Origin of the sequence: Variovorax sp. AB1(2024) (assembly GCF_037482385.2) — a bacterium.
GTDB lineage: Bacteria > Pseudomonadota > Gammaproteobacteria > Burkholderiales > Burkholderiaceae_C > Variovorax.
Genome location: NZ_JBBHKP020000001.1, coordinates 1,273,955 through 1,293,663 on the forward strand (window position 1 = coordinate 1,273,955; position 19,709 = coordinate 1,293,663).

A 19,709-nucleotide genomic window follows, 5' to 3' on the forward strand; every position below is an offset into this window, starting at 1 on the left:
CTTCAGCGCCGACGCATCGGCATCCTGTCGATCTCCGCGAACACCGCCTGCAGGTCGACGTCGGGCCCTTCGGTCATCTTCACGCCGCCGTCCTTGCCGACCAGCACGAAGGTGGGCGGGCCTGCCGCATCGAGCTTCAGCGCGGCCAGCAGCGCGCGGGTCTGCGCCGCGTCGAGGGGCTGCGCGTTGCGGCGGCCCTGGCCCGCGACCACCGTGTAGAGCACCATCTCGCGGTCGATGAAGGCCTCGCGCGTGGCCGTCTGGCGCAGGGCGGACTCGACCTTGCGCAGCAGCGCGTCACCTTCCGCCGGAACCACCACGACCACCGGGCGCGTCTTCCAGCGCTCGGCCACGAGCGGGTTGCGGTCCGCGGCGACGGCCGCGAGCGGCAGGGCCACGCTCAGCGCGGCCAGGGCGGGCTTGAGAAAGCTCGGAAAAGGCATGCTCAATCCTTCAGCTTGATGTCTTCGCTCTTGGCTTCCTGCATCGCTTCGGGTTCCAGTTCTTCCGCGTAGCGGTTCAGGCGAATGAACACGCCCCAGCCCGCCATCAGCAGGCCCACCGCGCTCAGCAGGGCGGCGCCGTACAGCATGAGTTCGGGCGTCTCGCGGGCCTTGAAGATCGCGACCAGGCCCTCGACCGCCACGGCCACCACGATCACCACCATGAACCGCGACAGGAACCGGCGCACCCGCGTCGGGGCGCCGATGTGGGCGTCGCGCACCACCTCTTCTTCGAGCACGGTCTGGGAGATCTGCAGCGCCACGACCGCGGCCGCCAGCAGGCCGACCGCCTCGATCACCGCTTCGGCCGTCGAGATGTCTATGCCCTGCATGACGGCGGCAAAGCCCGCGTGCCCCGCGACCGCGATCAACACCACGGCCGCCGCGGCGAACGCGAACGCCGTCAGCGCGTGGAGCGCGGCGTAGAGGGAGAGGATCGTCTTCATGGCGCATCGGGCGAGTGGGGGTGGCGCATCTTCGATGCGGCCTGGCGCCTTGTGCGTAGGCGCGCAGCCCGAGAGCCACGTCGTCAATTCAGCGCATGGATGCGGGCTTGCCTTGCACGGCAAGCCGGTCCCTTCTTCGTCGATCAGCCTTTTCATGCAGGACCTCGGGCGCAGTTCATTCCTGAAACGCATCAGGTCCTTCCATATTTTCACTAGCCAATCGCGCGCAGTTCGCTGATATTGGCCGGGTTCCGTCCTCTCCGTACCGCCTTCCTGCCTTCCTTCCTTCTCCTCCTCCCCGGAGCGCGTCCATGTCCGAAGACCACACCCCCACCTCCCAGGCGTCCGTCGCCACCGAAGTCGAACAACTGCTGCAGCGCCTGGGCGTGCCGCGCGATGCGTACACCGGCGGCACGCTGACGGTGCGCTCGCCGGTGACGGGCGAGGTGGTCGCGCAGGTGCCGCAGACCACGCCGGCCGAGGCCGCCGACGCCATCGGCCGCGCGCACGAGGCCTACAAGGCCTGGCGCAACGTGCCCGCGCCGCGCCGCGGCGAACTGGTGCGGCTGCTGGGCGAAGAGCTGCGCGCCGCCAAGCGCGAGCTCGGCCTGCTCGTCACGCTCGAGGCCGGCAAGATCCCGTCCGAAGGCGCGGGCGAAGTGCAGGAAATGATCGACATCTGCGACTTCGCGGTCGGCCTCTCGCGCCAGCTCTACGGCCTCACGCTGGCCACCGAGCGTGCCGAGCACCGCATGATGGAAACCTGGCATCCGCTGGGCGTGTGCGGCGTGATCTCGGCCTTCAACTTTCCGGTGGCCGTGTGGTCGTGGAACGCGGCGCTGGCGCTGGTGTGCGGCGACTCGGTGGTGTGGAAACCGTCCGAGAAGACGCCGCTGACCGCGCTGGCCGTGCATGCCATCGCGCAGCGCGCCATCGAGCGCTTCGGCGACGCGCCGCAAGGCCTGCTGGGCCTGCTGCTGGGCCAGCGCGACATCGGCGAGGTGCTGGTCGACGACCACCGGGTGCCGATCCTCTCGGCCACCGGCTCCACGGCCATGGGCCGCCAGGTGGGGCCGAAGCTGGCCGCGCGCTTTGCCCGCGCCATTCTCGAACTCGGCGGCAACAACGCCGCCATCGTCACGCCCTCGGCCGACCTGGACCTCACGCTGTGCGGCATCGCCTTCGCGGCCATGGGCACGGCCGGCCAGCGCTGCACCACGCTGCGCCGCCTGTTCGTGCACGACAGCGTCTACGACAAGCTGGTGCCCAAGCTCGCCAGGGTCTACGGCAACGTGCGCGTCGGCGATCCGCGCGAGGCCGGCACGCTGGTCGGCCCGCTGATCGACCGCGCGGCCTTCGACGGCATGCAGAAGGCGCTCTCCGAAAGCCGCGAGATCGGCGCCACGGTGCACGGCGGCCAGCGCGTGGAAGGCATCGGCACCCAGGACGCCTACTACGTGCGTCCCGCGCTGGTGGAGCTCAAGTCGCATGACGGCCCGGTGCTGCGCGAAACCTTCGCGCCCATCCTGTACGTGGTGCGCTACAGCTCGCTCGACGAGGCCATCGAATGGCACAACGCGGTGGGCGCGGGCCTGTCGTCGTCGATCTTCACCCTGAACGTGCGCGAGGCCGAGCGCTTCATGTCGAGCGCCGGTTCCGACTGCGGCATCGCCAACGTCAACATCGGCCCGAGCGGCGCGGAGATCGGCGGCGCCTTCGGCGGCGAGAAGGAAACCGGCGGCGGGCGCGAAGCGGGCTCCGACAGCTGGAAGGCCTACATGCGCCGCGCCACCAACACCATCAACTACTCGACCGCGCTGCCGCTCGCCCAGGGCGTCACCTTCGACATCGAAGAGTAGGGCTCTCCCCCAGGCTTCGCGCACTTCGTGTCGTTTCGCCAACCCCCTTCCGGGGGCGACATCGGCGGCCCGGCAAAGCCGGTTGCGCCATGTCTTGCGAACGGGCTGTCCGCTGCCCGGGGGCAGCCTTTGCCTTGCAGATCACAAAACCACAGGAGACAGGACCCATGAACATTCCCTTCAAGACCGCCGCGGCCGTCGCGCTGCTCGCGCTCGCGTTCGGCGCCGCCGCGCAGACCGCCACCGGCACGCTCGACAAGATCAAGGCCAGCGGCAAGGCCGTGCTCGGCGTGCGCGAAGCCTCGCCGCCCATGGCCTACATGCTGGGCGCGGGCGAGAAGTACGTGGGCTACCACGTCGAGCTGTGCGAGCGCGTGCTCAAGGACATCGCGCCGCAGGCCAGGCTGGAGTACATGGCGGTGACCGCGCAGAACACCATTGCGCTGGTGCAGAACGGCACGCTCGACATCGGCTGCGGCCCGACCACCAACAACATGGCGCGCCAGCAGCTGGTGGCCTTCGCCCTCACCACCTACGTGAGCGAAGTGCGCATGGCCACCAAGGTCGACTCGGGCATCACCACGCTCGACCAGCTTTCGGGCCGCAACGTGTCGGCCTCGACCGGCACCACCGCCGTGCAGCTGCTGCGCAAGCGCGAGCGCACGAACAACGTGTCGTACAAGACCGTGCTCGGCAAGGACCACCTCGAGAGCTTCCTGCAGCTGGAGTCGGGCCGCGCCGACGCCTTCGTGCTCGACGACAACCTGCTGGCCGGCATCATCGCCAACTCGAAGGACCCCGCCGCGTACCGCATCGTCGGCGAGGCGCTGGGCTCCGAGCCGATCGCGCTGCTGTTCCGCAAGGACGACCCGGCCTTCAAGGCGGCGGTGGACGACTCGCTGCGCCGCATGATGAAGAGCGGCGAGCTCGAGAAGATCTACACCAAGTGGTTCGTGGCCGCGATTCCGCCGAAGAACACCAGCCTGAACCTGCCCATGAGCGCCACGCTCAGGCAGCTGATGGCCGAGCCCAACGACAAGCCGCTGGAGACCTACGCCAAGTGACCACGGACATCGCAGCAACGGCCCCTGGCGTCTTCGAGCCGGCGCAGCGCGTGCGCGCCATCGGCGTCTCGGAGATCCTGCGCATCACCGACCATGCCAACGCGCTCAAGCGTGCGGGCCGCCCGGTGATCGTGCTGGGCGCGGGCGAGCCCGACTTCGACACGCCGCAGAACGTGCGCGACGCCGCGGTGCGCGCCATCGGCCGCGGCGACACGCGCTACACCGTGCTCGACGGCAGCCCGGCCATGAAGGCGGCGGTGCAGCTGAAGTTCAGGCGCGACAACGCGCTCGAATTCGCGCTCGACGAGATCAGCGTGAGCGCGGGCGCCAAGCAGGTCATCTTCAACGCGATGATGGCCAGCCTGGACCCGGGCGACGAGGTGATCCTGCCCGCGCCGTACTGGACCTCCTACGCCGACATCGTGCAGGTCTGCGGCGGCGTGCCGGTGCCGGTGGCCTGCACCGAGGCCAACGGCTTCCGGCTCGACGCCGCGCAGCTGGAAGCCGCGATCACGCCGCGCACGCGCTGGATCTTCCTGAACTCGCCGTCGAACCCGAGCGGCGCGGCCTACAGCGCGGCGCAACTCCAGCCGCTGTGCGACGTGCTGCTGAGCCATCCGCGGGTGTGGGTGCTGGCGGACGACATCTACGAGCACATCCTCTACGACGGGCTCGCGTTCGCGACGCCGGCGGTGGTGGAGCCGCGCCTGCGCGAGCGCACGCTGACGGTCAACGGCGTGTCGAAGGCCTATGCCATGACCGGCTGGCGCGTCGGCTACGGCGCGGGTCCGCGCGCGCTGGTCGCGGCCATGGCCGTGGTGCAGAGCCAGACGACATCGTGCCCGTCGTCGATCAGCCAAGCCGCGGCCATCGAGGCGCTGACCGGCCCGCAGGACATCGTGGCGGAGCGCTGCGCCGACTTCCAGGCGCGCCGCGATTTCGTGGTGGCCGCGCTCAACCGCGCGCCGGGCCTGGGCTGCCGCGTGCCGGAGGGCGCGTTCTACACCTTCGCGAGCTGCGCCGGCGTGCTCGGCAAGCGCACCCGCGGCGGCGACGTGCTGCAAAGCGACAGCGACTTCTGCCGCTACCTGCTGCAGGACTTCGAGGTGGCGGTGGTGCCGGGCAGCGTGTTCGGGCTGGCGCCGTACTTCCGCATCTCCTATGCGACGTCGATGGCGCAGCTGGAAGAGGCCTGCGCACGCATTGCCGCGGCCTGCGAAGCGCTGGAGTGAGCTGACGAGCCGGGGCCGGCTGGCGCCTCAGCGCAGCCCGCCCACATAGCGCGGCGGCGGCGTGGGCGGCTGGCCGTCGGGCTGCCGCGCCGCCAGCCTGGCCGCGCGCGCCAGCGGCTCCATCGCCTGCTCCAGCCGCGTGGCGAGCTGGTAGAGCTCCTCGTCCTTGGTGTCGGCCGCGTGCGCGCGCGTCATGCGCACGATCTCGGCGGCGTACTCGGCGTTGGTCGCCATCCACTCGGTGTCGGTCACGCGCCCGTGCTTTCGCCGCAGCGCCACGTGAAGGCGGGCGGCGAGGGCGATGCGTTCGCTTTCGGACATGGATGGCATGGTTCCTCCGTCGGTGGATCAACTCCCCAGTTGTTCCTTGTGCTGTGCAAGATCGAGGCCCAGTACTTCGCTGTCGGCCTCCACGCGCAGCCCGACCAGCACGTGCACCAGGAAAAGCACCACCGCCGTCCCCGTTGCGCTGTAGATCGCCACGCTGCCGACCGCGATCGCCTGCGTCAGCACGTCGCCGGTGGCGCCCGAGATGCGCGCGTCGGCGAACACGCCCGTGAGCAGTGCGCCCACGATGCCCCCGATGCCGTGCACGCCGAACACGTCGAGCGAGTCGTCCGCACCCAGCATGTGCTTCAGCCCGGTGGCGCCCCAGTAGCAGGCCAGGCCCGCGATGGCGCCGATGGCCAGTGCCGCCAGCGGCGTGACGAAGCCGGCCGCCGGCGTGATGGCCACCAGCCCGGCCACCAGGCCCGAGCACAGGCCCAGCAGCGAGGGGCTGCGCCGCACGATCCACTCGCCGAGCATCCAGCTCATGGCGCCGGCAGCCGCCGCGATGTGCGTCACCAGCATCGCCAGGCCGGCACGCCCGTCGGCCGCCACCGCCGAGCCCGCATTGAAGCCGAACCAGCCGACCCACAGCAGGCCCGCGCCCATCATGGTGAAAGCCAGGTTGTAGGGCTCGAAGGCCTCGCGCCCGTAGCCCTTGCGCGGACCCAGCGCATAGGCGCACACCAGCCCGGCGATGCCGGCGTTGACGTGCACCACCGAGCCGCCCGCGAAGTCGAGCGCGCCCATCTGCGCGAGCCAGCCGCCCGGCTCCCACACCCAGTGCGCGATCGGCGCATAGACCAGCACGCTCCACAGCAGCGCGAACCACAGCACCGCCGAGAAGCGCATGCGCTCGACGAAGGCGCCGAGCACCAGCGCGGTGGTGATGATCGCGAAGGTCAGCTGGAACATCGCGTAGACCGACTCCGGCACGTTGGGCGCCACGTGGCTCACCGCCACCTGGCCGGCTTCCTTCAGGTATTCGAAGCCCGAGAACCAGAAGCGGCCCGCGCCGCCGAGCCACGGCCAGCCCTCGGTGAAAGCCAGCGAGTAGCCCACGGCGAACCACGTCAGCGACACCGCCGCAGCGACCGCCACCACGGCCGCCATCGTGGCCAGCACGTTCTTGCGGCGCACCATGCCCGCGTAGAAGAGCGCGATGCCGGGCAGCGTCATCAGCAGCACCAGCGCGGTCGAGGTCATCATCCAGGCGGTGTCCGCCGCGTTGATGGAGGCTTGCGATGCCAGTGCCATGGTCGTTTCTTCTTCGAGTGTTGGGCTGTGGCCGGACGTGCACAAGTCGTGCCACATCGTTAACCAGCAGAAACACTTTGGTTTGCGAATCTACCTTCCGACTTAATGCAAAGCGGGTAATTCCTAATGCACTGGGCCGGTGCACGCCCTAAAGTCACGCCACTCGCGAACGGGCCCTGCTCGTGCTGCCGAGGGTCCGAGGAGACAGTTTCCAAGCAACTAGAAAAAAATGCTTCAAAGGCTCCGTACGAGATGCCGTGTTTGAGTTTGAAAGGCGCCGCTGGTCGGCGCCTTTTTTATGCCCGCGCGGCTTGAAGCGCCGTCGTCTCCTGCTACTTTTTTGATAGCGTTACCCCGGTGAGAGAATCCGTCCCCTATGGAAATGCTGGTGGTGACGGGCGCCTCGCTGCTCGCGGGTTTTGTCGATTCGATCGTGGGCGGAGGCGGGCTGATCCTGGTGCCGGCATTGTTTGCCGTGTTCCCGGGCGCACCACCGGCCACGCTGCTGGGCACCAACAAGAGTGCGTCGATATGGGGCACGGCCGCCGCCGCCGCGCAGTTCAGCCAGCGGGTGAAGATGCGCTGGGGCGCCCTGTGGCCGGCCGCGCTGCTCGGTTTCGTCGGCTCGATGCTGGGCGCCTGGGGCGTCACGCTGTTTCCGGGCGACTTCCTGCGCCGCGCGCTGCCGGTCATCCTGCTGGGCGTGCTGCTCTACACGCTGGCGCGCAAGGACATGGGCCGGCTGCATGCGCCGCGCTTCAGCGGCCGCGCCGAGACGCTGGCGGCCTGCACCATCGGCCTGTCGATCGGGTTCTACGACGGCTTCTTCGGCCCGGGCGCCGGCAGCTTCCTGGTGTTCCTGTTCGTGCGCTGGATGGGCTATGACTTCCTCAACGCCTCGGCCTCGGCCAAGATCATCAACACCCTGACCAACGCCGCCGCGCTGATATTGCTGGCCGCCAAGGGCCACGTCTGGTGGCACTACGGGCTGGTGATGGCGGTCGCCAACGTGGCGGGCAGCCTGCTGGGCACCCGCGTGGCGCTGAAGCACGGCGCGGGCTTCGTGCGGGTGGTGTTCATCGTGGTGGTGAGCGCGCTGATCCTCAAGACCGCCTACGACGCGTTCCTCAAATGAGAAAGGCCCGGAACCCCGGGCCTTTCTCCATTCAGGAACACCGCGGAACCGGCTCTGCCGGGCCGCAGGTGTTGCCCCCGGCAGGGGGAAGGCGCAGCGGACACGAAGTGCCGCGCAGCCTGGGGGCGAGCCTATTCCTCGACGAAGGCTTCCTCGCGCTTGGCCTTGATGGCCGGGAGCAGCACGATGCCCAGCAGCGCCACGGCAGCCACCAGCAGCCCGGCGGACAGCGGCCGCGTGACGAACACGCTCCATGCGCCGCGCGACAGCAGCAGCGCGCGCCGCAGGTTCTCTTCCATCATCGGGCCCAGGATGAAGCCCAGCAGCAGCGGCGCCGGCTCGGTGCGCAGCTTGATGAACAGGTAGCCGATGAAGCCGAAGGCCGCCACCATCCACACGTCGAAGGTGTTGTTATTGGTCGAGTACACGCCGATGGCGCAGAACAGCACGATGGCCGGGAACAGGAACTTGTAGGGCACCGTCAGCAGCTTGATCCACATGCCGATCAGCGGCAGGTTCAGGATGATCAGCATCGCGTTGCCGATCCACATCGAGGCGATCAGGCCCCAGAACAGCTCGGGGTTGCTGGTCATCACCTGCGGGCCCGGCTGGATGTTGTGGATCGTCATGGCACCCACCATCAGCGCCATCACCGCGTTGGGCGGAATGCCCAGCGTCAGCAGCGGGATGAAGGAGGTCTGCGCGCCGGCGTTGTTGGCCGATTCTGGCGACGCCACGCCGCGGATGTTGCCCTTGCCGAAGGGCACTTCGCCGGGGCGCATCTTGATCTTCTTCTCCAGCGCATAAGAGGCGAATGAGGCCAGCAGCGCGCCGCCGCCAGGCAGGATGCCCAGTGCCGAACCCAGCGCAGTGCCGCGCAGCACCGCGGGCAGCATGCGCTTGAAGTCGTCCTTGGTCGGCCACAGGCCCTTGACCTTGTGCGTGAACACTTCGCGCTCGTCGTCCGGCTGCGAGAGGTTGCCGATGATTTCGCCGTAGCCGAACACGCCCATGGCGATGACCACGAAGCCGATGCCGTCGGTGAGTTCCGGAATGTCGAAGCTGTAGCGCGCCACGCCGGAGTTCACGTCGGTGCCGACGATGCCCAGCAGCAGGCCCAGCACGATCATGGCCACCGCCTTGATCAGCGAGCCCGAAGCCAGCACCACCGCGCCGATCAGGCCCAGCACCATCAGCGAGAAATACTCGGCCGGGCCGAACTTGAAGGCCAGTTCGGTCAGCGGCGGCGCGAAGGCAGCCAGGATCAGCGTGCCCACGCAGCCCGCGAAGAACGAGCCCAGGCCCGCCGCGGCCAGCGCCGGACCCGCGCGGCCCTGCCTGGCCATCTGGTAGCCGTCGATGCAAGTGACCACCGACGAAGACTCGCCCGGCAGGTTCACCAGGATGGCGGTGGTGGAACCGCCGTACTGCGCGCCGTAGTAGATGCCGGCCAGCATGATCAGCGCCGACACGGGGGGCAGCGCATAGGTGGCGGGCAGCAGCATCGCGATGGTCGCGACCGGGCCGATGCCGGGAAGCACGCCGATCAGCGTGCCCAGGATGCAGCCGACCAGGCAGTACAGCAGGTTGGTGAAGGTGAAGGCAACGCCGAAACCGATGGAGAGGTTGTGGATCAGGTCCATGGTGTTTCTCTCCTCAGCCCGAAATGAATGTGGGCCAGACCTGGATCTGGAGTTTCAGCGCCCAGATGAAGGCCACATAGCTGCCGGCCGCCAGGATGGTCGCGAGAACCAGCACGTCGCGCAGCTTGAAGTGCTCGCCCGCCATGCTCGAGATGATCGTGAGCGCGTAGATCGCGATGATCATGCCCATGGCCGGCACGCCGATGCTGGGCAGGCCGCCCAGCAGCACGCCGAAGGCCAGGTTGGCGCCGAGCACGAAGGCCAGCGGCTTCCAGGCCCATTTGCCGATCGGGTCGCCGTCGGTGGTCTCCACCACCATCGCCTGGAACATGATGATGATCCCGAGGACGGCCAGCAGGATGCCGAGCATCAACGGGAAGTAGCCGGGGCCCATGCGGGCGCCGTTGCCGACGGTGTAGGTCGTCGCGCCGATCGCGAATGCGCCCCCCACGGTGGTGAACATGACTCCTGAAAAGAAGTCTGCCTGGCTCTTGATGCGCACTGTCTCTCTCCTCTTGTTATGGAGAGACGAGGGTCGTTCCGCGGGCCTGACCGTTGGCTGACCGGCACGGTACGAACAAATGCGTACCGCAGGGCAAGGGTTGTCCCGGCCGGCTTCGCTCGCCCTGAAACGAAAAAAGCTCCCGAAGGAGCTTTCTTTTCATTCAGAGAGCCGGAGCTCTCGGAGTGCGGGTGAGGGCTTAGTAGCCGCCGCGGCCACCGCCGCCGCCGCCGTAGCCGCCGCCACCACCGCTGCGGCCACCGCCGCCGCCGCCGTAGCCGCCACCACCACCGCCGTAGCCGCCACCGCCGCCACCACCACCGTAGCCGCCGCCACCGCCGGTGCGGGGGGGACGAGCTTCCATCGGACGGGCTTCGTTCACCGTCAGGGCGCGGCCCTGCAGCGAGTGGCCGTTCATGGCTTCGATAGCGGAGAGTGCTTCAGCATCCGAACCCATTTCGACGAAGCCGAAGCCCTTCGAACGGCCGGTGTCACGTTCCATCATGACCTTGGCGCTGACGATCGAGCCGAACTCGCCGAAAGCCTGTTCCAGGTCGTTGTCACGCACGGAGTAGGCGAGGTTGCCTACGTAGAGTTTCTTGCCCATTGAGGGACTCCTAATTCAAACCAACAAGACAAAGCGATGGAGTCCCAGAATCACAACAAACAAAATGCGCTGTGGCGCGAAACTGACCGATCACCAAAATACGTGCACGGGAGACGAAGCTCACAGACACGTAAGCCGGATTATCCAGCCCAATTGCAAAAAGGGTGGGAAATTCGTGTGTTATTGAGAAACATCGCGAGGCGACGGGCGGTTTCGCAACGGTTTGAGCAGGTCCGAGAGCCCGTTGTGGTCTATTTCATGCATCAAGGCGAGCAGCCGGCCAATTTCTCCTGAGGGAAAACCCTCGCGTGCAAACCAGGTCAGGTAATTTCCGGGCAAATCGGCAATCAGCGTGCCCTTGTGCTTGCCGAAAGGCATTTGGAGCGTCACGAGCCGCTGCAGGTCTTCGGGGTTCATCGGCGGTTTCCCGTTCTAGCCGCCGGCGCGCTTGACCGTGTGGCCCTGCTTCACGAGCGCCGCGATCACCAGTTCGCGGTGGTCGCCCTGGATCTCGATCACGCCGTCCTTCACCGTGCCGCCCGAGCCGCAGGCCGTTTTCAGCTGCTTGCCCAGCGCCGTGAGCCCCGCGGCATCGAGCGCGACGCCCTTGACCACCGTCACGCCCTTGCCTTTGCGTCCCTTGGTCTCGTGCGATACACGCACAATGCCGTCAGTGGCCGGCAGGCGCGCCTTGAGTTCCTTGCAGCGGCACTGCGCCACCGGCGCCCCGCAGCCGGGGCACATGCGTCCGCCCGCCTCGGTGGAATACACCAGGGTGCTGCCGGCCTGATTGCTTTTCGTCGTCGCCATTCGATCCATCTCTTCTCTGTTACCGGGTTTCTCTCTCTGTCTGCTCACATGCCATTCGATTCACTGGGCCTGGCCCCCGCGCTCGTGCACGCCGCCGCCGAAAGCGGCTATGCCGCACCGACCGCCATCCAGGCCGCGGCCATCCCCGCGATTCTGCAGGGCCGCGACGTGCGGGGCTCGGCGCAGACCGGCTCCGGCAAGACCGCCGCATTTTCCCTGCCGCTGCTGCAGCGCCTGGGCGCCGAGCGAGCGCAGGGCGCCTCGCGCCGCGTGCGCGCCCTGGTGCTGGTGCCCACGCGCGAACTCGCGGCCCAGGTCGGCGAGACCCTGCGCAGCCTCGCGCAGCACCTGCCCGAACGGCTGAAGATCGTCGTCGCCTTCGGCGGCGTGTCGATCAACCCGCAGATGATGAGCCTGCGCGGCGGCGCCGACATCGTCGTCGCCACCCCCGGCCGGCTGCTCGACCTGGCCGACCACAACGCGCTGCGGCTCGACGCCGTCGCCACGCTGGTGCTCGACGAGGCCGACCGCCTGTTCGACCTCGGCTTCGCCGAAGAGCTGGGCCGCATCCTCGCGATGCTGCCGAAGCAGCGCCAGAACCTGCTGTTCTCCGCCACCTTCCCGCCTGCCATCCAGGCGCTGGCCGACGCCACGCTGCGCGACCCCGCCGTCATCGACGTGCAGGGCGAGCCCGGCACCGAGCCCAACATCGTGCAGCGCGTGATCGAGGTCGACGCCGCGCGCCGCACGCAGCTGCTGCGGCACCTGCTCAAGCAGCACGAAGGCGAGTGGGACCGGGTGCTGGTCTTCGTCGCCACGCAGCATGCCGCGCAGACCGTGGCCGAGAAGCTCTACAAGAACGGCATCTACGCCGTGCCCTTCCACGGCGACATCGCGCAGGGCACGCGAACCGACATCCTGGCGCAGTTCAAGCAGAGCCGCTGGGACGTGGTCATCGCCACCGACCTGGCCGCGCGCGGCATCGACATCGCGCAGCTGCCGGTGGTCATCAACTACGACCTGCCGCGCTCGCCGACCGACTACATCCACCGCATCGGCAGAACCGGCCGCGCGGGCGAGAGCGGCCTGGCGATCAGCTTCGTGAGCGCGGCGAGCGAGGCGCACTTCCGCCTCATCGAGAAGCGCCAGGGCCTGAGCCTGCCGCGCGAGCAGGTCGAGGGCTTCGAGCCGACGGAGGTGGCGCCGCCGGTGGTCGACGCCTCGGGCACGGGCGGCATCAAGGGCAAGCGGCCGAGCAAGAAGGACAAGCTGCGCGCGGCGGCCGCGAAAGCCGCGGCACGCGACACTGCCGGCGGCAAGAGCGAAGGCTGAACAGAGAGGATGCAGCAGGGGCCCTACCAGCCCAGCTGCCTCGCCGCCAGCTCCTTCATGACGTCCTCGGCACCCCCGCCGATCATCATCACCTTCACCTCGCGGTAGATGCGCTCGCTGACCGTGCCGCGCATGAAGCCCATGCCGCCCAGGATCTGCACCGCCTGGTCGGCGCAGAACTGCATGGTCTGCGTGGCGTGGTTCTTCAGCAGGCAGATCTGCGCCACCCATTCGGGGGCGTTGAAGCGCCCGGCGGCCTCCAGCGCATCGCCCTCGGCCGACACCGCCTCGATCCAGGCCTCGGTGGAGGCGATGCGCATCTGCATGTCGACCAGCTTGTGGCGTACCGCCTGATGTTCGATGAGCGCGGCACCGAAAGCCCTGCGTTCGCGCGCCCAGGCCAGCGCCTCGTCGAGGCAGGCCTGCGCGAAGCCCAGCGCGCCCGCCGCGAGGCCGATGCGCTCGCCGTTGAAGTTGCCCATGACCATGCGGAAGCCTTCGCCCTCGTTCCCAAGAAGGTAGCGCGCGGGCACGTGCACGTCGTCGAAGTGCAGCGTGGCGGTGTCGGAGCACAGCCAGCCCATCTTCGACAGGCGCGTGCGCGAGAGGCCCGGTGCATCGCCCGGCACCAGCAGCATCGAGATGCCGCCCGCGCCGCGTCCTTCGCCGGTGCGGGCCGCCACGGTGATCCAGTCGGCGCGCATGCCCGAGGTGATGAAAGTCTTCTCGCCGTTCACCACGTAGTGGTCGCCATCGCCGTCCGGGACTCGCCGAGCCGTGGTGCGCAGCGCGGCCACGTCGGAGCCGCCGCCGGGCTCGGTGATGGCCAGCGCCGCGATCTTCTCGCCGCGCAGCACCGGCGGCACCACTTCCTGGCGCACCGCTTCGCTGCCGTGCAGCACCACCGGCGGCAGGCCGATGTTGTGCGAGAACAGGCTCGCGAGCACGCCGCCGCTCCTGCCGTGGCGCGCGAGCGCGACCCATGCCGGCAGCTTGAGCGCATACGAGGCGGGCGTGCCACCCAGCGCTTCGGGGTAGCCCAGCCCGAGCAGGCCCAGTTCGGCGGCGCGCGCGTACAGCGCACGCGGAAACTCGCCCGCGTCGTCCCACGCCTGCACGTTCGGTGCGATCTCGTTGTCGGCGAAGCGCCGCACGGTGTCGGCGAGCGCCGCGCGGTCGGCCTGCAGTTCGGCGTCCATGCCGTGTTCAGCCGCGCGGCGGCCGCTTGGCGATGCCCATGGTCTTCGCGAGGATGCCCAACATCACCTCGTCCGCGCCGCCGCCGATGGAGCCCAGCCGGCCGTCGCGGTACAGCCGCGACACGCGGTTCTCCAGCGTGAAGCCCATGCCGCCCCAGAACTGCAGGCAGGTGTCGGCCACCTGCCGCGTGAGCCGGCCGGTCTTGAGCTTGGCCATCGACGCGAGTTCGAGCACGTCCTGGCCCTGCACATGCAGGTCGCAGGCGCGGTAGGTGAGCGCGCGCAGCGCCTCCACCTCGGTCTTGAGTTCGGCCAGCTTGAACTGCACCCACTGCTGGTCGGCCAGCGTGGCGCCGAACATGCTGCGCTGCTGCGCCCATTCGATGGTCTGCGCGATGCAGTCTTCCATCGGCTCCAGCGAACTCGCCGCCGCCCACAGCCGCTCTTCCTGGAACTGCTGCATCTGGTAGACGAAGCCCTGGCCTTCCTCGCCCACACGGTAGCGCTGCGGCACGCGCACGTTGTCGAAGTAGATGAGCCCGGTGTCGCTCGAATTCATGCCGATCTTGCGGATCTTCTTCGCCTTCTCGATGCCGGGGCTGTCCATCGGCACCATCACGAGCGACTTGTTGCGGTGCACCGGCCCGTCGCTGGTGTTGACCAGCATGCACATCCAGTCTGCCTGCAGGCTGTTGGTGATCCACATCTTCTGGCCGCTGATGAGGTAGTCGCCGCCGTCCTTGCGCGCATGGCTCTTCAGGCCCGCCACGTCGCTGCCAGCGCCGGGCTCGCTCACGCCGATGCAGCCGACCATGTCTCCCGCGATGGCCGGCGCCAGGAACTCGCGGCGCAGTTCGTCGCTGCCGAAGCGCGCGAGCGCCGGCGTGCACATGTCGGTCTGCACGCCGATGGCCATCGGCACGCCGCCGCAGCTGATGTGGCCCAGCGCCTCCGCCATGGCCATCGCATACGAATAGTCGAGCCCGCCGCCGCCGAAGGCCTCGGGCTTGTTCAGGCCCAGCAGGCCCAGGTTGCCGAGCTTCTTGAAGACTTCGTGCGCGGGAAAGATCTCGGCTTCTTCCCATTCGTCCACGCGCGGGTTGATTTCTTCGTCGATGAAGCGGCGCAGCGTTTTCTGGATCTCTAGGTGTTCGTGCGTGTACTGCATGAGGTGTGTCTCCGGTCTTTCGTTCTTCACTTGTCCTGGAACACGCGCGGCGTCTGCGCGAGGTGGAATCCGTCGTAGGGCTTCACCGCGGGGCGCTGCCGGGCCTGCGCGTCCGGCAGCGCCATCGGCCAGCCCATGCGCACCTGCGGCCGCGCGCCGTCCACGCGCAGCACGCTGCCGCTGATGAAGCTGGCCGCGGGGCTCAGCAGGAACGCGATGGCGGCGGAGGTCTCGGCCTCGGTGCCGAAGCGGCCCGCGGGCACGGTCTTGCGCATGGCGCGCAGCATGTCGCCGGCCTCGGGCGGGTAGTGGTCCATGCCGCTGGAGGCGATATAGCCCGGCGCCACCGCGTTCACGCGCACGCCGTTCGCGGCCCATTCGAGCGCGGCGGTCTCGGTGAAGCTCACCATGCCCGCGCGCGCCGCGCCGCTGTGGCCCATGTTGGGCATCGACCCCCATATGTCGGCCACGATGTTGACGATGGCGCCGCCGTGCGAGCGCATGCTCTGCACGAAGCACTCGCGCGCGACAAGGAAGCCGCCCGTGAGGTTGGTGTGGATCACCGCTTCCCAGCCCTTGGCCGAGATGTCCGCCAGCGGCGTGATGTATTGGCCGCCCGCGTTGTTCACCAGCCCGTCGATGCGGCCGTGCGCCGCGACGATGGCGCGCACGGCGTCGCGCACCGCGTCTTCGTGCCGGATGTCGAAGGCCTGCGTCGCGGCCTTGCCGCCGGCGGACTCGATCTCGGCCTTCACCGCTTCCAGCTTCTCGGGCTTGCGGCCGACCAGCACGACCTGCGCGCCGAGCGATGCGAGTTCGTGCGCGGTGCACCGGCCGATGCCCGAGCCGCCGCCCGTCACCACGATGACCTGCCCGCCGAACAGGCCGGGCGTGAAGATGGAGCGGTAGCTCGCAGGGGAGGCGTTCATTCGAAATGCTTTCTTGAAACTGCGCAAAGGGCTGCGGCCGGTTTATTCGTCAGGCGTCGGCGATCTCCGCCACCACGTGGCGGGCCGCGACCTGCGCGCCCACCGCCACGTGCAGCGCGGCGACGCGGCCGGCGCGCGGGGCGCAATGCACATGCTCCATCTTCATGGCCTCCAGCGTGACGAGCGGCTGCCCGGCGGCGACGGTGTCGCCTTCGGCCGCGAGCAGCGCGATGACGCGGCCGTTCATCGATGCGCGCAGCAGGCCGTCGCCGTCCGCCGCATCGGCGCGTGCGACGGCGGCATGCGTGAGGTCGTCGAGCTGGAAGGCCCGGCCGCGGAAATGGAAGCTCACGCGGCCCGCGTCGCGCACGACGAAGGCCTGCTCCGAGAGCCCGCCGCAAGAGAAGCGCAGCGTGCCGTCGCCGGGCAGCGCGAGCAACGCGACCTGTGCCGGCGCGGATTCGTCGAGCGCGATGTCGAAGCGGCCCGCGCCGCACGGCATCACGCGGGCGGCGTGCACCACGCCGTCGAGCGAAAAGCGCAGCGCGTTCGGCAGCGTGTGCGCGAGCGATGAGGGCCAGCCGCGCTCGCCCAGTTGCAGCAGCAATGCGGCGAGCAAGGCGGCCTGCGTGTCGGCGGCCTCATCGGACGCGAGCAGCGAATCGAGGTGATCGGCAATGAAGGCGGTCGTCGCGCCGCCGCCGGCGAACACCTCGTGCGAAAGCGCGCGTTGCAGCAACTGCTGGTTGGTCGCGACGCCCAGCGCCACGGTGTCGCCCAGGCCGGCGATCAGCTTGCGGCGGGCTTCGTCGCGCGTGCGGCCGTGCGCCACGAGCTTGGCGACCATCGAGTCGTAGAACGGCGGCACCGCCGCGCCGTCGCGCAGCGCATGCTCGGTGCGCAGTGCCGGCGAAGGCCGCCATGCGGCGAGCGTGCCGCTCTGCGGCATGAAACCCTGCAACGGGTCTTCGGCGCACAGCCGCACTTCGATGGCATGGCCGGCGATGCGCACGTCCTGCTGCGCGAGCGGCAGGGGCTCGCCGGCCGCCACGTGCAATTGCAGCTCGACCAGGTCCAGGCCCGTCACCGCCTCTGTCACCGGGTGCTCCACCTGCAGGCGCGTGTTCATTTCCATGAACCAGTACTGGCCGTCGGCGTCGAGCAGGAATTCGAGCGTGCCCGCGCCTTCGTAGGCGATGGCCTTGGCGGCGGCGACGGCGGTCGCGCCCATGCGCTGGCGCAGCGCCTCGGACACCGCGGGCGAGGGCGCTTCCTCGATCACCTTCTGATGCCGGCGCTGCACCGAGCAGTCGCGCTCGCCGAGGTGGATCGCATGGCCGTGGCGATCGGCGAACACCTGGATCTCGATGTGGCGCGGCGCGACGATGGCGCGCTCCAGTATCACGGTCGCGTCGCCGAAGGCGTTGAGCGCCTCGGACTGCGCGCTCTGCAGCGCATCGGCGAAGCCTTCGGCCGAAGCGACCAGCCGCATGCCGCGTCCGCCGCCCCCTGCGGTCGCCTTGATCATCACGGGCCAGCCGATGCGCGCGGCCTCCGCCGCGAGCCTTGCGGCGCCCTGGTCTTCGCCCTGGTAGCCCGGAATGCACGGCACACCCGCCGCCTGCATCAGCCGCTTGGCGCCGGCCTTGTCACCCATCGCGCGAATGGCTTGCGGAGAAGGCCCGATGAACACCAGCCCGGCGTCGTGGCAGGCCTGCGCGAACGCGGCGTTCTCCGCCAGGAAGCCGTAGCCCGGGTGCACCGCATCGGCGCCGCTCGTGCGTGCCGCGTCGATGATGGCGGCGATGTTCAGGTAGCTCTGCGCTGGCAGCGATTCGCCGATCCACACCGCCTCGTCGGCCTGCCGCACATGCTCGGCGTCGGCATCCGCGGTGGAGTAAACGGCGACGGTGCGCCGGCACATGGCACGCGCGCTGCGCATCACGCGAACCGCGATCTCGCCGCGGTTCGCGATAAGGATCTTCTGGAAGTTCGTGCTCATGGCCGGGCCACCGAAAACTGCATGGGTTGCGGCACGCGCGCATCGGCGTCGCGGCATACCGAGAGAACCTCGGCCAGCACCGCGCGGGTGTCGCGCGGGTCGATCACGCCGTCGTCCAGCAGCAGCGCGCTGGTGGTGAAGACGCTCATCTGCCGGTCGAAGCGCTCGACGACCTGCTGCTGCATCGCGTCGATCTTCGCGTGGTCCACGGCGCCCTTGCGCGCCATGCCCGCCTCCATGACGATGGCCATGGTCTTCGCGGCCTGCTCGCCGCCCATCACCGCTGTGCGCGCGTTGGGCCAGCTGAAGCAGAAGCGCGGCGCGAAGCCCCGCCCGCACATGCCGTAGTTGCCCGCGCCGTAGGAGGCGCCGCAGTGCAGCGTGATCTGCGGCACGCTGGCGTTGGTCACGGCCTGGATCATCTTGGCGCCGTGCTTGATGATGCCGGCCTCCTCGTGCGCGCGGCCCACCATGTAGCCGGTGATGTTCTGCAGGTAGACGATGGGCGTGCGCGACTGGCAGCAGGCCTGGATGAAGTGCGTGGCCTTGGTCGCGCCGTCGGAGTCGATCGGGCCGTTGTTGGTGATGATGCCGACCGCATGCCCTTCCAGCCGGATGTGGCCGCAGACGGTGGCGCTGCCGTAGTGCTCGCTGAACTCCAGGAACTCCGAGCCGTCGGCGATGCGCGCGATGACCTCGCGCATGTCCACCGGCCGCCGTCCGTCGCTGGGCATGATGCCCAGCAGGTCTTCGGCGTCGTAGCGCGGCGGCGCGAACCGGCGCGGCGCTTCGTGGCGCGCCCAGTCGATGCCGCCGAGGATCGAGCGCGCGATGCGGATGGCGTCGCGGTCGTCTTCGGCCAGGTAGTCGCCCAGGCCCGAGATGTGGGTGTGCATCACGGCGCCGCCCAGTTCTTCCTCGGTGGCGATCTCGCCGGTGGCGGCCTTCAGCAGCGGCGGCCCCGCCAGGAAGGCGCGGGTGCGGTCGCGCACCATCACGATGTAGTCGGACAGGCCGGTCTGGTAGGCGCCGCCGGCGGTCGAGGAGCCGTGCGTCACCGTCACCACCGGCAGCCCGGCGGCCGAGAGCCGCGCGAGGTTGCGGAAGATGTTGCCGCCGCGTACGAAGTCCTGCACGCGGTACTGCATCAGGTTGGCGCCGGCGCTTTCCACCAGCTGCACATAGGGCAGCTTGTTCTCCAGCGCGATCTCCTGCACGCGCAACTGCTTGTCCAGGCCCATGGGCTGCAGCGCGCCGGCGTCGATGCCGGAGTCGGAGGCGTTGACCATGCAGCGCACGCCCGACACCTGGCCGATGCCCGACAGCAGCCCGCCGCCGGGCACGCTCTTCGACAGGTCGGCGTTGTCGTGGCCCAGTCCCGCGAGCGTGGCCAGCGGCAGGAAGGGCGCGCCGGTGTCCAGCAGCAGCGCAAGGCGTTCGCGCGGCAGCAGCTGCCCGCGCCTGGCGAAGCGCTCGGCCGACGCGCCCGACGCCGCCGCGGCGCGGGCCTCGTGTGCGCGCACCTGGTCGAGCAGCGCGAGCATGCCGGTGCGGTTGGCCTGGAAGGTGTCGCTGGCCGCGTGCAGCCGGGATTCGATGACGGGCATGAGAGTCTGTGCGGATCGTGTGTTTTCGTTCTGCACGGACTGTAGAAGCGGGCCCTCGCGCCCGCTTGCGCCAACTAGCTGGTTGGC

At 69.1% G+C, this 19,709-nt stretch carries 19 protein-coding genes; 5 read left to right on the top strand and 14 right to left on the bottom strand.

Features of this window, described 5'->3' with window-relative positions:
- Window positions 1-2: 2 nt before the first annotated feature.
- Together WIX39_RS06135 and WIX39_RS06140 are read right to left on the bottom strand one after the other, a co-directional pair.
- On the bottom strand, window positions 3-443 hold the full coding sequence (locus WIX39_RS06135) for a DUF4174 domain-containing protein (protein WP_106936047.1): 441 nt from the start codon (window positions 441-443) through the stop codon (window positions 3-5).
- A gap of 2 nt (window positions 444-445) precedes the next feature.
- Window positions 446-949, bottom strand: a complete 504-nt coding sequence (locus WIX39_RS06140) for a hypothetical protein (protein WP_081266960.1) — start codon at window positions 947-949, stop codon at window positions 446-448.
- 311 nt (window positions 950-1,260) lie between these two features.
- Here WIX39_RS06140 and amaB point away from each other — a divergent pair, with 311 nt between their 5' ends.
- The 3 genes from amaB to WIX39_RS06155 all read left to right on the top strand — a co-directional run bounded on the left by amaB (window position 1,261) and on the right by WIX39_RS06155 (window position 5,104).
- Window positions 1,261-2,808, top strand: a complete 1,548-nt coding sequence (gene amaB, locus WIX39_RS06145; protein WP_106936046.1) for an L-piperidine-6-carboxylate dehydrogenase — start codon at window positions 1,261-1,263, stop codon at window positions 2,806-2,808.
- Window positions 2,809-2,975: 167 nt separating this feature from the next.
- On the top strand, window positions 2,976-3,872 hold the full coding sequence (locus WIX39_RS06150; protein WP_409194675.1) for an amino acid ABC transporter substrate-binding protein: 897 nt from the start codon (window positions 2,976-2,978) through the stop codon (window positions 3,870-3,872).
- Window positions 3,869-5,104: a pyridoxal phosphate-dependent aminotransferase gene (locus WIX39_RS06155; protein WP_106936044.1), complete on the top strand. Its 1,236-nt coding sequence runs from the start codon at window positions 3,869-3,871 to the stop codon at window positions 5,102-5,104. Before WIX39_RS06150 ends, WIX39_RS06155 begins: the two co-directional genes overlap by 4 nt.
- A 27-nt stretch (window positions 5,105-5,131) precedes the next feature.
- Here WIX39_RS06155 and WIX39_RS06160 read toward each other — a convergent pair whose 3' ends face one another.
- Together WIX39_RS06160 and WIX39_RS06165 are read right to left on the bottom strand one after the other, a co-directional pair.
- On the bottom strand, window positions 5,132-5,434 hold the full coding sequence (locus tag WIX39_RS06160) for a hypothetical protein (RefSeq protein ID WP_106936043.1): 303 nt from the start codon (window positions 5,432-5,434) through the stop codon (window positions 5,132-5,134).
- 18 nt (window positions 5,435-5,452) lie between these two features.
- On the bottom strand, window positions 5,453-6,688 hold the full coding sequence (locus tag WIX39_RS06165) for an ammonium transporter (protein ID WP_081270783.1): 1,236 nt from the start codon (window positions 6,686-6,688) through the stop codon (window positions 5,453-5,455).
- A gap of 376 nt (window positions 6,689-7,064) precedes the next feature.
- Here WIX39_RS06165 and WIX39_RS06170 point away from each other — a divergent pair, with 376 nt between their 5' ends.
- On the top strand, window positions 7,065-7,823 hold the full coding sequence (locus tag WIX39_RS06170; protein ID WP_106936042.1) for a TSUP family transporter: 759 nt from the start codon (window positions 7,065-7,067) through the stop codon (window positions 7,821-7,823).
- A 131-nt stretch (window positions 7,824-7,954) separates the two neighbouring features.
- Here the strand turns inward: WIX39_RS06170 and WIX39_RS06175 are convergent, their stop codons facing one another.
- From WIX39_RS06175 to WIX39_RS06195, 5 genes are all read right to left on the bottom strand, one after another.
- Entirely contained in the window at window positions 7,955-9,466 is a 1,512-nt protein-coding gene (locus WIX39_RS06175) for a tripartite tricarboxylate transporter permease (protein ID WP_081270672.1), read from the bottom strand.
- A gap of 13 nt (window positions 9,467-9,479) precedes the next feature.
- Complete coding sequence (locus WIX39_RS06180) at window positions 9,480-9,968, bottom strand: tripartite tricarboxylate transporter TctB family protein (protein ID WP_081270673.1); 489 nt, start codon at window positions 9,966-9,968, stop codon at window positions 9,480-9,482.
- Window positions 9,969-10,167: 199 nt separating this feature from the next.
- On the bottom strand, window positions 10,168-10,575 hold the full coding sequence (locus WIX39_RS06185; protein ID WP_081270674.1) for an RNA recognition motif domain-containing protein: 408 nt from the start codon (window positions 10,573-10,575) through the stop codon (window positions 10,168-10,170).
- Window positions 10,576-10,755: 180 nt separating this feature from the next.
- Entirely contained in the window at window positions 10,756-10,992 is a 237-nt protein-coding gene (locus tag WIX39_RS06190) for a DUF3820 family protein (protein WP_081270675.1), read from the bottom strand.
- Between the two features lie 15 nt (window positions 10,993-11,007).
- On the bottom strand, window positions 11,008-11,385 hold the full coding sequence (locus tag WIX39_RS06195) for a translation initiation factor Sui1 (RefSeq protein WP_081270676.1): 378 nt from the start codon (window positions 11,383-11,385) through the stop codon (window positions 11,008-11,010).
- A gap of 48 nt (window positions 11,386-11,433) precedes the next feature.
- Between WIX39_RS06195 and WIX39_RS06200 the strand changes: the two genes are divergently transcribed.
- Entirely contained in the window at window positions 11,434-12,717 is a 1,284-nt protein-coding gene (locus tag WIX39_RS06200) for a DEAD/DEAH box helicase (protein ID WP_106936041.1), read from the top strand.
- 23 nt (window positions 12,718-12,740) lie between these two features.
- Here WIX39_RS06200 and WIX39_RS06205 read toward each other — a convergent pair whose 3' ends face one another.
- The 5 genes from WIX39_RS06205 to WIX39_RS06225 are packed head-to-tail and all read right to left on the bottom strand — an operon-like array spanning window position 12,741 to window position 19,622.
- Window positions 12,741-13,916, bottom strand: a complete 1,176-nt coding sequence (locus WIX39_RS06205) for an acyl-CoA dehydrogenase family protein (protein ID WP_106936040.1) — start codon at window positions 13,914-13,916, stop codon at window positions 12,741-12,743.
- Between the two features lie 7 nt (window positions 13,917-13,923).
- Window positions 13,924-15,084, bottom strand: coding sequence for an acyl-CoA dehydrogenase family protein (locus WIX39_RS06210; protein WP_081270784.1), 1,161 nt, complete (start codon window positions 15,082-15,084; stop codon window positions 13,924-13,926).
- Between the two features lie 26 nt (window positions 15,085-15,110).
- Window positions 15,111-16,013, bottom strand: coding sequence for an SDR family oxidoreductase (locus WIX39_RS06215; protein WP_106936039.1), 903 nt, complete (start codon window positions 16,011-16,013; stop codon window positions 15,111-15,113).
- Between the two features lie 49 nt (window positions 16,014-16,062).
- On the bottom strand, window positions 16,063-18,015 hold the full coding sequence (locus WIX39_RS06220) for an acetyl/propionyl/methylcrotonyl-CoA carboxylase subunit alpha (RefSeq protein WP_409194676.1): 1,953 nt from the start codon (window positions 18,013-18,015) through the stop codon (window positions 16,063-16,065).
- On the bottom strand, window positions 18,012-19,622 hold the full coding sequence (locus WIX39_RS06225; protein ID WP_409194677.1) for an acyl-CoA carboxylase subunit beta: 1,611 nt from the start codon (window positions 19,620-19,622) through the stop codon (window positions 18,012-18,014). The genes WIX39_RS06220 and WIX39_RS06225 overlap by 4 nt, the downstream gene beginning before the upstream one ends.
- Window positions 19,623-19,709 lie beyond the last annotated feature (87 nt).